At 40.2% G+C, this 14351-nt stretch carries 11 protein-coding genes; 5 read left to right on the forward strand and 6 right to left on the reverse strand.

Annotation, left to right across the window (positions count from 1 at the left end; genetic code table 11):
• Nucleotides 1–6 precede the first annotated feature (6 nt).
• Entirely contained in the window at nucleotides 7–1881 is a 1875-nt protein-coding gene (locus WAA15_RS15055) for a histidine kinase (protein WP_337043615.1), read from the reverse strand.
• An 87-nt stretch (nucleotides 1882–1968) separates the two neighbouring features.
• Nucleotides 1969–2712 carry a LytR/AlgR family response regulator transcription factor gene (locus tag WAA15_RS15060; RefSeq protein ID WP_337043616.1) on the reverse strand — a complete coding sequence of 248 codons (744 nt, stop codon included), beginning with the start codon at nucleotides 2710–2712 and terminating at the stop codon, nucleotides 1969–1971.
• A gap of 281 nt (nucleotides 2713–2993) precedes the next feature.
• Between WAA15_RS15060 and WAA15_RS15065 the strand changes: the two genes are divergently transcribed.
• The 3 genes from WAA15_RS15065 to WAA15_RS15075 all read left to right on the forward strand — a co-directional run bounded on the left by WAA15_RS15065 (nucleotide 2994) and on the right by WAA15_RS15075 (nucleotide 5950).
• Complete coding sequence (locus tag WAA15_RS15065) at nucleotides 2994–4277, forward strand: citrate synthase (RefSeq protein WP_337043617.1); 1284 nt, start codon at nucleotides 2994–2996, stop codon at nucleotides 4275–4277.
• Between the two features lie 253 nt (nucleotides 4278–4530).
• Nucleotides 4531–5079, forward strand: coding sequence for a cupin domain-containing protein (locus WAA15_RS15070; RefSeq protein ID WP_337043618.1), 549 nt, complete (start codon nucleotides 4531–4533; stop codon nucleotides 5077–5079).
• A gap of 40 nt (nucleotides 5080–5119) precedes the next feature.
• On the forward strand, nucleotides 5120–5950 hold the full coding sequence (locus WAA15_RS15075) for a helix-turn-helix domain-containing protein (RefSeq protein ID WP_337043619.1): 831 nt from the start codon (nucleotides 5120–5122) through the stop codon (nucleotides 5948–5950).
• 200 nt (nucleotides 5951–6150) lie between these two features.
• Here WAA15_RS15075 and WAA15_RS15080 read toward each other — a convergent pair whose 3' ends face one another.
• Entirely contained in the window at nucleotides 6151–6783 is a 633-nt protein-coding gene (locus WAA15_RS15080; RefSeq protein WP_337043620.1) for a riboflavin synthase, read from the reverse strand.
• Between the two features lie 113 nt (nucleotides 6784–6896).
• On the opposite strand from WAA15_RS15080, the gene WAA15_RS15085 reads away from it, so the two are divergent.
• On the forward strand, nucleotides 6897–7487 hold the full coding sequence (locus WAA15_RS15085) for a DUF1684 domain-containing protein (protein ID WP_337043621.1): 591 nt from the start codon (nucleotides 6897–6899) through the stop codon (nucleotides 7485–7487).
• 75 nt (nucleotides 7488–7562) lie between these two features.
• Nucleotides 7563–10037 (forward strand): zinc-dependent metalloprotease, encoded by a 2475-nt coding sequence (locus tag WAA15_RS15090; protein ID WP_337043623.1) that lies wholly within the window; start codon nucleotides 7563–7565, stop codon nucleotides 10035–10037.
• 102 nt (nucleotides 10038–10139) lie between these two features.
• Here WAA15_RS15090 and WAA15_RS15095 read toward each other — a convergent pair whose 3' ends face one another.
• From WAA15_RS15095 to WAA15_RS15105, 3 genes are all read right to left on the reverse strand, one after another.
• Nucleotides 10140–11465, reverse strand: coding sequence for an alpha-L-fucosidase (locus tag WAA15_RS15095; RefSeq protein ID WP_337043624.1), 1326 nt, complete (start codon nucleotides 11463–11465; stop codon nucleotides 10140–10142).
• Between the two features lie 163 nt (nucleotides 11466–11628).
• The gene (locus tag WAA15_RS15100) at nucleotides 11629–12942 is read right to left on the reverse strand and encodes a sensor histidine kinase (RefSeq protein ID WP_337043625.1); all 1314 of its coding nucleotides are present in this window, start codon (nucleotides 12940–12942) and stop codon (nucleotides 11629–11631) included.
• On the reverse strand, nucleotides 12926–14299 hold the full coding sequence (locus WAA15_RS15105) for a sigma-54-dependent transcriptional regulator (RefSeq protein ID WP_337043627.1): 1374 nt from the start codon (nucleotides 14297–14299) through the stop codon (nucleotides 12926–12928). The genes WAA15_RS15100 and WAA15_RS15105 overlap by 17 nt, the downstream gene beginning before the upstream one ends.
• Nucleotides 14300–14351: the final 52 nt, after the last annotated feature.

Here is a 14351-nt window from a genome sequence, read left to right on the forward strand (position 1 = left end):
GTGCTATTAGTCAATAATCGGAAGGCTAATCAGTACTTTCGTACCTGCTGCTTGGCCGTCCTTGTTTTTTTTATCAATAATTTGTATTTCAATGTGCCAGTCGTTAGTTATGGCTAATAGTTTAACCCTTTCATCGTTAATATCCATGCCCATTGACTGATGCTTAAATGTGTTTTTCCTGAGTAAAGCTGCTTGTTCGCGGCCTATGCCGTTGTCGTCAATGGTAATAATAATGTTATTTTCGGCCCTGTTTATGCTGATAGATAACTCCCGCTCGGTAGCTTTATTCATCAGCCCGTGTTTAATGGCATTTTCAATATAGGGTTGCAAAAGCATGGGTGGAATAAAAATTTCCTGTGTATCAATTCCTTCATCAATCTGATAAACAAAGTCAAAACTATTATCGAACCTGAGTTTTTCAAGTTTTATATACAAAAAAGCAGTTTCCAGTTCATCGGCCAATGAAATAAGTTTTTCCTTTGAATGTTGCAGAATAGACCTCATCAGGGTTGAGAAATCGGTCAGGTACTCTGATGCCTCTACCGAACGATGATTCAGAATGTAGCTTTTAATAGAATTAAGGCTGTTAAATATAAAATGCGGGTTGATTTGAGACCGAAGTGTTCGTAGGTCAGACTCCTTTACCGACTTCATCAATAAGTTTCTGTTTCGTTGGCGTAGCCATGTTTTATAGCCTAAGGCCGTAGAAAAACACAGTATTTCGACCAGTACCCCAACGTTAAACGGAATACTGAGCGAAAGGCGCATGAGTACGTTTTCGAGAGGTTTCATCATAAGTATCTGTTCCAGAAAACCCAGAATAACACCTAATAGCAAAGCTATTGACCCCCATTTGATATATTTTACAAACGAGCCTTTGAGTGTAAGAATCCTGAATGTAGAATAAAGCCCAAAAAATGAAATAACAGGCTGTGATAATACCCATATATAACCACCTAACTGGTATTTGTGTAAAACAAAATTGAGCAAGGTGTCAAGTACAAGTAACGTAGTTAAAACATAAAAAACATAAATTTTAATAACCCTGTCGAACTTGGGAGCAATTTTAGCCAGTTCCAGAAAATCGCTGATAAACAGGAAATAAAACATATTGGCTATAAGCCCGTAGGTGTTATTGTTGGCCGAAAATTTTAGGTATGGAATAAAACTAAAAAATATCCGCATATAGGGCGAGTGTTCGATGCCCCACAAAGCAAATAATGAAATAAAAACTAAATAGCCTGCATAGTAAATATAGTAGCGTCTGCGTTCAACAAAATAAAGAATGAACATATAGACCGATACAAAAAACAAAATAGAGATAAAGAAACCATCGGCAGCCAGATAACTGTATTCATCAAAAAAAGCCCGCATTTTATCGTTATACTCCCAGCCATAGCTAACCAGTTTAGGCTTTATACTGAGAAATAACTGCGGATGTTCTGTAAGCCTGATATACAGTTCATAGGTTTGCTTGGGAGCAATTTTTAAGGGTATATAACGTTCATCGTACCGAAAGGGGCGTTCGTGCGGGAGTAAATCCTGTCGTGTAAACCCCAAACGCTGAAATGACCCATTAATTTTCCTGAAAACCTCGGTTTGTTTATGGAGGCCAGCCGTAAAAAGAACTGGTAAAGTATTATTAGTAGAATTATGAACAACAATTTTTAGCCAGAAAATGTAATCGAAATAATCGAAGGCAAGGTCTTGAAAATGAAAATTCCTGAGCGGAATAAACAGTTGTTTGTCTATCCTCCCCACAGGGATAGTATTGCTCGAATCAACAAACAAGAGGGCTTGCTCAGTGCAGCTAATGTACTGGTTATCAATACGTTTTTGCGAAAGCGTTACTGTGTCTGTCTTTTGAGAAAAACAGACCACACTACTAAATAATAAAAGAAAAAAGAGCCAGAAAAGCCTCAAGATAAAAAGTTGATTTTAACGTATAATTATCGTCGGTTAAGCATATTATCTTACTAAGTCCATTAATTTCATGCGGTTTGCCCTCGATACCTGTAAGCTAATGCCGTTGTTCATGACCACATAGCCACCTTCGCCTTTGATATACTTTTTAATGTGTGCCAGATTAACCAGATAAGACTGATGAATACGCACAAACGGATGATTGGAAAGCAATGTTTCCAAGTCTTTGAGTGTGCGCGAAATAAGTATTTTTTCCTTATTAGCCATCATGATTCTTGAATAGTTGCCATCGGCCTCGGCATAAATAATATCGTTAATTGAAATAAACTCAAGCCCCTCAGGAGTTGGCACCGCTACATTAGGTTTATGGTGGATTCCCCCACGCATATTAGCCAGTAGCAATTCAAGATTTTGTAAATCAACCTGTTTACTTTGTTTTTGCCGTACTTTGTCGACGGCTCTTACAAGTTTTTCTTTTGAAATTGGCTTTAACAGGTAATCAATTGCACAAAAATCGAATGCTGTAAGGGCGTAGGCATCGTAGGCAGTACAGAAAATGACTTCAAAACTGATTTTCGGAATTTTTAGCAGAAAATCAAAGCCATTCATCTGAGGCATACTTATATCCAGAAAAATCATGTCTGGTCTTATATTCTGCAAAATTTCCAGAGCTTTTTCTGCCGATTGAAATTTTGCAAGCACTTTTACATCAGGGCAATAGGTTTGTAATTCTATTTCAAGTGTATCGAGGCAACCTTTCTCATCATCAATTAAAATAGCTGTCAACATCGTAATAATAATTTTCTAGAGAGTGAAAATACAAATATTTAATGAAAAAACGAGTATCTTTTCGTTAAAACACAAACTTTTTTAAAGCCATAGGGGTTATCAAGTAAAGGAATTATTATGTTGCCTCCCAAAAAGGGCAAGGTAATATTAAATTTTAGTTGCTTTAACAAATATTTTTCTGTAATTGGATATTTTTACGCTTTTTTTGTTATTATTGCAACTGAATTTGCGAAATAATTCATCAATAAAATTGATAACCACAAAATAATCTTAATGTTTTTATGGCTGGTACAGCAGAAATAATACTTGACGGTAAATCTTACCAATACCCTACCATAGAAGGTTCGGAAGGAGAAAAGGCAATTGACATTGCAAAACTCCGGGATGAAACAGGTTACATAACAATCGATAGCGGCTATAAAAATACAGGAGCTACCAAAAGTGCCATTACTTTTTTAGATGGCGAAGAAGGCATATTGCGCTACCGTGGCTATGCCATAGAAGACTTGGCTGAGAAAGCTAATTTTCTGGGTGTGGCTTATTTGCTTATCTATGGCGAATTGCCAAACAAAGAGCAGTACGATAAGTTTGATAACGATATTCGCAGACACACGCTGGTAAACGAAGATATGCGTCGTATTTTCGAAGGATTTCCAGTAAATGCCCATCCGATGGGCGTGATGTCGGCTTTGGTAAGTGCCATGAGTGGATTTTATCCTGATTCGTATGATGATAAAGCACCTGACCGTACCGATACGCATATTATTCGTTTGTTGGCCAAGTTCCCTACTTTAGCTACATGGTGCTACAAGAAATCGAACGGACACCCAATAAACTATCCTAAAAACTCATTAGATTATTGCTCTAATTTTCTACACATGATGTTTTCGCTGCCAGTTGAAGAATACACCGTTGATCCGGTAGTTTCGGCAGCATTAAATAAATTATTGATTCTACACGCCGACCACGAGCAAAACTGTTCAACTTCAACAGTTCGTCTGGTAGGTTCATCAAAAGCTAATATATATTCTTCTATCTCGGCTGGTATTTCAGCCCTTTGGGGGCCACTACATGGTGGTGCAAACCAAGAGGTAATCGAAATGTTGGAAGATATTAAAGCTGACGGAGGCGATGTAACGAAGTTTGTTAACAAAGCAAAAGATAAAAATTCAGGTTTCCGCCTGATGGGCTTCGGACACAGAGTTTACAAAAACTTCGACCCTCGTGCCAAAATTATCAAAAAAGCGGCAGACGATATTTTAGGTAAACTAGGTGTTAATGACCCAGTACTTGAAATTGCAAAAGGATTGGAAGAAGCTGCTTTACATGATGATTACTTCATTTCAAGAAAACTGTATCCGAACGTTGACTTCTATTCGGGTATTATCTATCGTGCATTGGGTATTCCAACCAACATGTTTACCGTGATGTTTGCGCTGGGTCGTCTTCCTGGCTGGATTGCTCAATGGAAAGAAATGAGAGCCAACAAAGAGCCAATTGGTCGCCCTCGCCAAATCTATACTGGTGCAACTTTGCGCCCTTTTGTAGAGCTTGAAAACAGATAATTATCTGGTTATTATATACTCAGGAAGCCTCGGAGATATTCTCTGAGGCTTTTGTTTTTTAAGGGGCTTTCTGATTTATTTATTGGCAAAACCTACATATATAAACTATCATAGACTTGCCTGCCTTCTGAAAAACGTCTATAACTTTAAGTCTGCTAAAACAATAGAATGTCTATTTTTTACCACTAAAATACTGGCTAAAACACCAAACTTTGTCTTAGAAAAGTATTGAACCTAAAAAATATACAAAACTATGCAACGAAGAAACTTCATTCAGTCTACGCTGGTAGCATTTCCGCTTGTAGCTACCTCGGCTAAAACAGATGCTAAAACCCGCACTAAAAAAGGTTTTAAAGTAGAGTCAGGCAAAGACCGGTTCAATCAACCCATCAAGTATAGAGGTGTCAATCCGAATGATGTGAAAATTTCGGCCAAAGATACCGACGGCCAATTGGCCATATTCGAGTATGTAGGGTATCAGAAAATAGGCCCGCAGTTACACGTGCATTTCGATCAGGACGAGATTTTCTATGTTGTAGAGGGTGAGTTTTTATTTCAACTCGATACCGAACGCATGACATTGAAAGCAGGAGACACTATTTTTTTACCCAGAGAAGTACCACATACATGGCTGCAATTATCTGACAAAGGAAAACTGATTTATTTTTTGCAGCCATCAGGCAAGATGGAAGAGTTTTTTAAAAGGATGAACGAATTGCAAGGCCCACCGAGCGAGGCACTAATTCAGGAAATACATCAGGCACATGGAATGAAAGTGCTTGGCCCGCCAATTTCTTTGTAAAAAAGTTTAAATTAGCAATCAAATTAAAATTGTGGGAGCCATGCCATTCTTTTATGATTTGCAGCCTGATTTAGCTTTACGCCATTATGTTCGTCTGTACAGGTGTATGTATCTTTCATTTACTGAAAATACATTACCTCCGGCAAAAGCATACCCGCCTCGGCCAGAGATAACCCTGAGCTTTTATCCGAGAGACCCCGAGAAAGTACATTATAGCGATGGCCGTGTAATGCCCTCAGTAAAATCGGCATTAATCGGGCAACAAAATATAGTAAGTTACAGGCATATAGGAAAAGAGTTTTTGTTGATACAGGTGGTATTTCAGCCCGGTGGGTTGTATCGGATGACGGGTATTCCGACTATTGAGTTGAATAACCAATATTTTGATGCAGCAACGGTCTTGGGTAATGAAATAAAGATGGTAAACGAGCATCTGGCTAATATTGAAGATTTCCCGAAGATGATACCCGTTGTTGAGGCATTCTTGCTCAGGTTAATCAAAAAATCTACTTACGAGATTCGTCCGGTTGATAAAGTTGGTATGGTGATGCTCGAAAATGTTAATCAATATTCGCTCGACTGGCTGGCAAGAGAGGCATGTTTAAGCAGCAAACAACTGGAGCGTAATTTTAACGAGCGCATCGGTATTAATCCGAAATATTTTTCCCGTATTATTAAGTTCGATAGGGCTTTCAGAATGAAAAATGCTTTCCCTGATAAAGACTGGTTAAGTATTGCCCTTGACTGCGGCTATTATGATTACCAACATCTGGTAAGAGACTATAAAGAATTTACAGGTATGACCCCCGTAAACTTTTACAGGCAGGAGATGCAGTCGCCAGAGCGCAAGTTTGGTATAGCAGAGGTTTAGCTAGTATACAATCAGAATTATATACACGTGTGACACCTCAACCCATCGACAAATCAATGGGTTTCTATATTCATCAAAACAGGTTGCATTGCCTTATTAACCTTGCAGAGCGAAAAAGGTATCGGAAGAAAATACCCCCTCGCGTACTAAAAAAACGCGTTTGTCATATTTCCTGATTGTGTCACTTGCTTCCATCGTACCTAGCGGCTTTTCTGCAATATACGTTGCATATATTTCCCCAGAATATCAAATTCAAGGTTAACCACGCTTCCTGCCTTTAGCTGATGGAAATTGGTGTGTTCCCAAGTGTAGGGTATAATAGCCACGCTAAAGCCGTTATCTTTTGAATTGACTACCGTAAGGCTAACACCATTAACACAAATTGAGCCTTTTTCAACAGTTATATTCTGTGTTGAGGCATCATATTCAAACGAAATCAACCAGCTTCCGTTCTGGTCTTCAATACTACTACAAATGCCAGTCTGGTCAACGTGCCCCTGCACAATATGCCCGTCAAATCGGCCATTGGCAGGCATACAGCGTTCAAGGTTAACTTTGTCGCCGATACTTAATTGCCCAAGATTCGTTTTTTTTAGGGTTTCATCAATCGCTGTTACCTTATACATAGTAGGGGTATCGCCGTTGGCACTTAGCACAGGCTGAAAAGCTGCGTTCAGTAAATCGACTACGGTTAAGCAAACACCGTTGTGCGATAAACTCTGGTCTATTTTTAATTCGCTGGCTATGTCTGACTCAAAAGTGAAAGTTAAATTAGTGCCATCAGGCTGAACATCCACCAGATGCCCCATCGATTCTACAATTCCGGTAAACATATAATAAGTTAATATGATTTTGTCTGCAAATTTCGATATTTCGACCAAGAATTACGAATAAAATTTCTTATTTAAGTATATTAGCGGAGATTTAGTTTTATACCCCAACAGATATGCTTAAAAACAGAATCCTACTCTTTATTATCATTACAGCCGTTATAGGCATTTTATTCTATTCACTCAGAGGTTCAGAAGATTACATTGTTACTATTAGCAAGCAAAGAAACCAGTATGAAGAGAACCTGAAAAACGAAAAAGATTCTCCGGTTGCTTCACTGAGCAATTTTACTGGCTTTAAATATTTTGAGCCTGACGAAAAATTTAAAATAGAGGCTACTTTTAAAGCTGTTTCAGACAACGGGCAATCGCTTATTCTGATGACTGATAGCACACAGAGCGAAATTAAAAAGGCTGGTGAAGCTACCTTTACATTAGACGGAAAAACCTTTACCGTAAGTTTGTTTGATGAAGAGAAGATTTATCTTTTACCTTTCCGTGACCTAACCAATAATAAAGAAACCTACGGCGGGGGGCGTTACATTAACGTTCCGAAAGATAATCTGGTGGGTAATAAGATAGAAATAGACTTCAATAACGCCCATAATTTCTATTGTGCCTATAACGAGAATTTTGTTTGCCCGATTCCGCCCCGAGAAAACCTGATTAGTGTCGAGATAAAAGCCGGAGAAAAAAAATACAAATAAGAAGGTTTGCCAACCGGCTATTGCTTACTCTTTAACCCGAATCTGTTATCACCAACACAAATTATAATACCCTGCATGAAAAAATACTTCATCAAATTACTTACCCTGTTGGCCGTGAGTTATTATTCAATGGCACAGGAAGCAAAAACCATTGAGGCATTTACAGCCGGAATGGAAAAAAAAGAAGGTTATCTGAATTACTACTGGAGTGCCAAGGATGGTAAAATATGGCTTGAAATTGATAAGTTTAATACCGAGCTTTTGTATTATCCGTCATTAGCACAAGGCATTGGCTCGAACGACATAGGGCTTGACCGCGGTCGTTTAGGGCAAGAACACGTCATTAAATTTCAGCGAAGTGGCAATAAAATATTAATGGTTGAACCTAACTACGCTTACAGGGCTATTTCAAACGACCCACTCGAAAGAAAAGCCGTTGAGGAGTCGTTTGCGAGGTCGGTTCATTACGGTTTTGAAATCAGGGCCGAAAGTAACGGAAAAGTTTTAGTTGATTTAACCCCTTTTCTGTTGCAGGATGCCGTCGGAGCTATTCAGGATATTGCCCGTACGCGTCAGGGAAATTTTCGGATAGATGTTTCTCGTTGTGCGTTATACCTGCCCAATACCAGAAACTTTCCGAAAAATTCGGAGTTTGAAATGATAATTACACTCGTAGGCGACAACGCAGGCCAATACCTGCGTGAAGTAGTACCAACGCCTTCTATTATAACCATGAACCAGCATCATTCGTTTGTAGAATTGCCTGATTTGGAAGCCGATAGGAAAAACCGTGATTTTCTTCCCAGAGAATTCGACCCACGCATTGGCTACGGTGGTATTGAGTTCTTCGACTATGCAACGCCTATCAGTGAGCCTATTGTTAAACGTTACATTTCGCGCCATCGCCTTAAAAAGAAAGACCCGACCTCTATTTTAAGCGAACCTGTAAAACCAATTATCTATTACATGGACCCGGGTGCGCCTGAGCCTATCCGCTCGGCACTGATGGAAGGGGCTGCTTGGTGGAATCAGGCTTATGAAGCTGCCGGATATAAAGATGCTTTTCAGGTAAAACTGTTACCACCCGACGCAGACCCTATGGATGTGCGGTATAACCTCATTCAATGGGTGCATCGTAGCACCAGAGGGTGGTCGTATGGGGCGAGTATTATTGACCCCCGCACAGGCGAGATTTTAAAAGGTAAAGTTACATTGGGTTCGTTACGTGTACGTCAGGATTTCCTGATTGCACAAGGATTGTTAGGAAATTACGAGACCGATTCATCGAAAGTAAAAGAAATTACCCAGATGTCTCTTGACCGCCTGAAACAACTAGCAGCCCATGAGGTAGGGCATACGCTGGGTTTACCTCATAATTATATTGCCAGTACTAACGGTAGAGCGTCTGTAATGGATTACCCGCACCCGCTCGTAAGTTATGCCAACGGAAAGTTTGACCTTTCGAGAGCCTATGCCATGGGAATAGGGGAATATGATAAAGCCTCGATTATCTGGGGGTATCAGGATTTTCCTGTTACCTTGAATGAGAAAACTGAACTTGATAAAATAGTACAGAATGCAATACGTAAAAATCTGCGTTTTCTGACCGACCAAGATGCCCGCCCCGAAGGGTCTGTAAGCCCATTAACACACTTATGGGATAACGGCGGCGACCCCGTGGCCGAATTAAGAAGAGTAATTGAAATGCGGAAAATTGCGCTGAGAGATTTTACCGAGAATAAAATTACCAAAAGTACGCCAATGGCTAATCTGGAAGAGGTGCTGGTACCCATGTATATGTTTCATCGGTATCAGACAGAGGCCACGGCCAAAGTTTTAGGGGGAGCTGATTATAACTTTGCCCTGAGAGGCGATGGCCAATTGGTATATGAGCCAGTTTCGGCGGCAAAACAGCGCGAGGCTTTTAACGCACTCATGACAACGCTCACACCTGAGTTTCTGGCAGTGCCTGACCATATTCTGAAAATGATTCCGCCGCGTGCGTTCCGTTATGGGGCTAATTCGAGAGAGACATTTAAACGCCATACAGGATTAAGTTTTGACCCACTGGCTCCGGCTGAAGCCTCGGCCGGATTAACACTGCGCCTTATCTTTAATCCTGAGCGCACAGCCCGACTGGTAAGCCAGAAAGTGCTTAAAAACGATTTGCCTACACTGGCCGAAGTTACTAGCATTATGGTGCAAAAACTCTGGAAAAAGCCTGAAATGTTTAAAAATAATAGTTATTACGCACAAATTGACCGTATGGTAGCTATGCAGTTTTTAGACCAACTAATGAAACTTGCCAATAACAAAGAGGCATCAATGGAAGCCAGAGCTAACGCCTATGGTGCTATTGATAACATACAGGATTGGTTGCGAAATAACTCAGTTGATGGCGCAGGGTTTGCACGTTTGGCTTTGTTAAAAATCAGACAATTTGAAGATAACCCAGAAGCAACTATTTCGACAAATGCTTTAGTACCACCCGACGGGCAACCAATTGAGTCGGGCTATGAGTGGCTGGACGAAGATTGTGAGTGGAAGTAACAGGCTTATACAATAATTGGTTTTGTTCAAATATTATAAAAATGCCCCTCTATCATTTCATGAGGGGCATTTTTGTAGTAAGATTTTTAATATTTCTTTAGCTTAATTTTCCGGTGTGTTGTAAAGCGACACATTGGCAATTAATGGTTTAGCTAAAGTTCCCTGAATAGCTATTCTTACGCCGTTGCTGTTTACTTTCGGAAAATACACAATGCGTTTATTACCAATGGTAGTAGCCGTAGCCACAGTTTTCCACTCGTTGTTTTCTTTTACCTGTACAGCAAACTTACTCACACGTTGTCCGTAGCGGATGTCTTCTTCTACTACAAGGCAGTTAAAAGGCTGTGCCTTATTGAGGGTAATGTCGAAACTGTTATCGGTAGCTGTTTTTGAAAATGTACCTTTCTGTAATAGATTTTTGCTGAAATACTCGTCGCGTAGTTTCTTGAACTCCATCAGAGATTTTTCGTCGTTTTCATGAACCAGCCCACGGTTATCAACCGGAATATTCAATAACAGGTTTGCGCCTCTTCCTACCGACTTATTCCAGATATCCATCAAAGCAGCCGGAGTTTTTACTTTATCGTCTTCATTTTTATGATAGAACCAACCCGGGCGTATCGAAACATCACATTCGGCCGGAATCCAGTTTGTGCCGTTTTCATCTCCTACATTCAGGTGTTTAGGTTTATCATAAGCCGGAAACAACTGCGCTCCGTTAATAGTACTCCAGCAGGTTTCGCCAGCAAAGCCGTTTTCATTACCTACCCAACGGATATCAGGGCCTGCATCGCTGAATATCAGCGCATGAGGCTGATACGTTTTTACAGTCTTGTTAAAAAGCGGAAAATCATATACCTGTTTTTTACCGTTAGGGCCTTCGCCGTTTGCACCATCAAACCAAACTTCAAATAAATCGCCGTATTGTGTGGTAATTTCTTTCAGCATTTTTACATATACCTCGTTATATTCGGGTGTGCCATAGGTAGGGTGGTTTCTATCCCACGGAGAAATATAAATACCCATTTTCAGGCCATATTCCTTACACGCAGCCGAAAGCTCTTTCAGAATATCACCTTTGCCATCTTTCCATTTTGATTCCCGCACAGTATGTGTAGAATATTTGCTTGGATACAACGCAAAACCATCATGGTGTTTGGCTGTAATAATAATACCTTTCATGCCTGCGGCCTTACAAATTCGGGCCCATTGGCGGCAATCTAATTGTGTAGGATTAAAAACTTCTTCTTTTTCGGTGCCGTCGCCCCATTCTTTATCGGTAAAGGCATTTGGGCCAAAATGAATAAAAGCATAATATTCCATTTTATGCCATTTCAGTTGGTCGGCACTAGGTACTGCGCCGTAGGGTTTAGGAGCTTGGGCGAAAGCCATGCTTGCAAACAAGCATAATAAAAAGACTTTTCTCATGAATTTAAGTGTTGTAGACAGAATCAGATTGTTTTATATAATACATCAATGGCTCAAAATTAGTAATTTTCTAATACAATGAACCGGTAAAGGCCAAATCTGGGGCACATAAATGGCATTGACTATTACCTTAAAACAGGTAGCTGTTTAAATAAACTGTTCTTCAAAAACGAATCTGGAAAGTGGTTAATTGCGCTTCATTGGTTTTAAGCGAATAGGAGAAACCATGATTCACCATAATTTCCCGAATAAGGGTAAGGCCAATTCCTTGCCCGTTTTCTTTTGTAGTAAAAAAAGGTGAGAAAATCTGTTGTGCAACGGCTGGCGAAATGCCTATACCGTTATCTTCAATCAATAGCTGCTTAGGATGCTGCGTGGTAATGATTTTTATATGACCTTTTACTGGTGTTTCAGGGTTTTTAAGATTACGCTGTTCAATAGACTCAATGGCATTTTTAAGTACATTTATTACTACTTGCTCAAGCTGGTGTAAGTCGGCTGAAATAATAAAGGGTAGTTCGCTGAGTTCTATATCAATGTCAATACCCGACCTTAACGCTCTGAACTCCATTAATCGGGCAGTATTTCTTGCCAGTTCGTTCAAATCAATTCTTTCGGGGTGTGGTAAAGGCAAACGAACCATGTCGGCGAAGTTCTTCATGAAATGATTCAGGTGGTCGTTTCGTTGAATGGCTATCTGAAGGGCATATTTTATATCAGAATCATGCTCTTGTAGCTGACTGGTAGTGTCGAGAATAGAATTAACCGAGCCAATAGAGTTATTAACTTCATGAGCCATCATTCTGATTACCTTACCATAAGCTTTCTTTTCGGCACTTAAAATTTCGGCAGTTAATTCTTCTATCATCACAAAATATCTTGGAAAACCCCTGTCAATAAAATGTGATTTCTGGCATTTATAGGTTTGTACGCCATTTAGCGAAATGGTTTTTGCTTCACCTGTTTTTAGCGAACCAATGGCCTGCATGAGAGGGTTGTCAATGCTTCTGGCAGGTATTCCAATGAGTTCCTTGCTTTCTTTGCCTAAAATTTCACACACTTTAGGGTTGATATTAGCAATGTTATCATCAAAATCAAGAATCAGAATGCCGGTAGGGGAGGTCTGAACCAGTTTTTCAAGAAAATAATGTTGTTGTTCTTGTTGGGTGCGTTCATGACGAAGCTCATCAACCATACCATTGTATACATCTATCAAGAGGTCCATTTCGTATTTTCCAACCTTTAAAAACTTTACGTTAAAGTCTTTGTCCCGCATGGCATCAATGCCCGTCATGAGCAGGCGCAGGGGCGCAATCAGGTCACGATACAGTTGCCAAGAAATAAACAGAGAAAGCAGAATGAAGACTTCTGATATAATAAAAAAGAGCTTGTTGCTTTTGAATATATAGAACGACAAAGCAATCACCAGCAGGTGAATCACCCCAATAAATAAAAAAAACTTAGTCCGTACCTTCATCATGCGGTATATTATATTTCTCTAATCTACGATACAAAGCACTGCGTGTCAAGCCGAGCGCCTTGGCTACCGTCATTACTTTTCCCTTATGAAACTCCAACGCTCTTTTAATCATCTGTACTTCCATTTCTTCGAGCGTCATACTGCCAACTTCGGGCAGGTTGGTTGAACTAGCCTTTTTGCTACCCGGTTGCCATTGTGCCTGAAAATCGGCTACTTCGAGCGTATCGTGGTTACTTACCAGAATTGTTCGCTCAACCAGATTTTTCAATTGCCTGATGTTGCCGGGCAAAGGTAGTTGTTTGAGCCACTTAATGGCTTCCTGAGTTACCTTTAATGCAGGTCTGTTATAGATTTCCCGTAGGTTCTGTACAAAAAAATTAACAAGCAGTGGTATGTCGTTAGGTCTTTTACGAAGAGGGGGTAAATGAATGGTTATCAGGTTGATACGGTAGAGCAAATCTTCTCTGAATGCACCCTCCTGCACAGCTTCTTCCAGATTTTTGTTTGTGGCACACACCACCCGTACATCAAGGGTTTTGGTTCGGCTGCTGCCTAGTACTTCATAGGTGCGGTCTTGCAACACACGTAAAAGTTTTACCTGACTGCTTAAATCCAAATCGCCGATTTCATCCAGAAAAATGGTTCCTTTATTGGCCATTTCAAAGCGTCCTGTTCGGTCATATCGGGCATCGGTAAAAGCACCACGAACGTGGCCAAACATCTCGGACTCAAAAAGGCTGGTTGAGATACCTCCCAGATTCACCTTGATAAAGGGCCTACGGTTACGTTGGCTATTTTGGTGAATAGCTTCTGCAATAAGTTCCTTGCCTGTACCGCTTTCGCCCATAATTAACACCGAGGCATCAGTAGGAGCCACCCGACCGATAGTTTCCAGTATTTTTAAAAACTCGGCATCTTCACCTATTAACTGACTGAAATTATACTGAGTATCAAGTTTTTTGCGGGTTAGGGTAAGCGTTTTTTTCTCCGAAAGGTCCAGAATAGTTCTGATTGACTGCATCAGGTGGGCATTCTGCCACGGTTTGTTAATAAAATCGCTGGCACCTAATTTCATTCCTTTAACGGCTAGGTCAATCGTAGCCCAGCCTGTAATAAGAATAACCGGAACACTATTGTTGATTTTCTTTATTTTTTCTAACAGATTCAAACCATCATTGCCTGAAGTATCATTCGAGAAATTCATGTCCAGAATAATCAGGTCAGGGGTTTCTTCCTGCAAAAAAGCTAATGCTTCGCTTTGCGAACTAACCGCAAAGAAATTAAACCCTTCCTTTTTCATGAGCAGAGAAAGAGAGGTGCGCACGGCTATGTCATCGTCAATGATTAGAATCATGTATTGTTGTTTTTACATGGAGGGCTTTTTAGGCACCTCCATGTAAATAGTT

This window comes from Emticicia sp. 17c, assembly GCF_037153985.1.
Classification (GTDB): Bacteria; Bacteroidota; Bacteroidia; order Cytophagales; family Spirosomataceae; genus Emticicia.

Excerpts from the sequence above, each read along its gene's own strand:
- WAA15_RS15060 (WP_337043616.1), bottom strand. The coding sequence starts at position 2,712 with ATGTTGACAGCTATTTTAATTGATGATGAGAAAGGTTGCCTCGATACA.
- WAA15_RS15065 (WP_337043617.1), top strand. The coding sequence starts at position 2,994 with ATGGCTGGTACAGCAGAAATAATACTTGACGGTAAATCTTACCAATAC.
- WAA15_RS15070 (WP_337043618.1), top strand. The coding sequence starts at position 4,531 with ATGCAACGAAGAAACTTCATTCAGTCTACGCTGGTAGCATTTCCGCTT.
- WAA15_RS15075 (WP_337043619.1), top strand. The coding sequence starts at position 5,120 with ATGCCATTCTTTTATGATTTGCAGCCTGATTTAGCTTTACGCCATTAT.
- WAA15_RS15080 (WP_337043620.1), bottom strand. The coding sequence starts at position 6,783 with ATGTTTACCGGAATTGTAGAATCGATGGGGCATCTGGTGGATGTTCAG.
- WAA15_RS15085 (WP_337043621.1), top strand. The coding sequence starts at position 6,897 with ATGCTTAAAAACAGAATCCTACTCTTTATTATCATTACAGCCGTTATA.
- WAA15_RS15090 (WP_337043623.1), top strand. The coding sequence starts at position 7,563 with ATGAAAAAATACTTCATCAAATTACTTACCCTGTTGGCCGTGAGTTAT.
- WAA15_RS15095 (WP_337043624.1), bottom strand. The coding sequence starts at position 11,465 with ATGAGAAAAGTCTTTTTATTATGCTTGTTTGCAAGCATGGCTTTCGCC.
- WAA15_RS15100 (WP_337043625.1), bottom strand. The coding sequence starts at position 12,942 with ATGAAGGTACGGACTAAGTTTTTTTTATTTATTGGGGTGATTCACCTG.
- WAA15_RS15105 (WP_337043627.1), bottom strand. The coding sequence starts at position 14,299 with ATGATTCTAATCATTGACGATGACATAGCCGTGCGCACCTCTCTTTCT.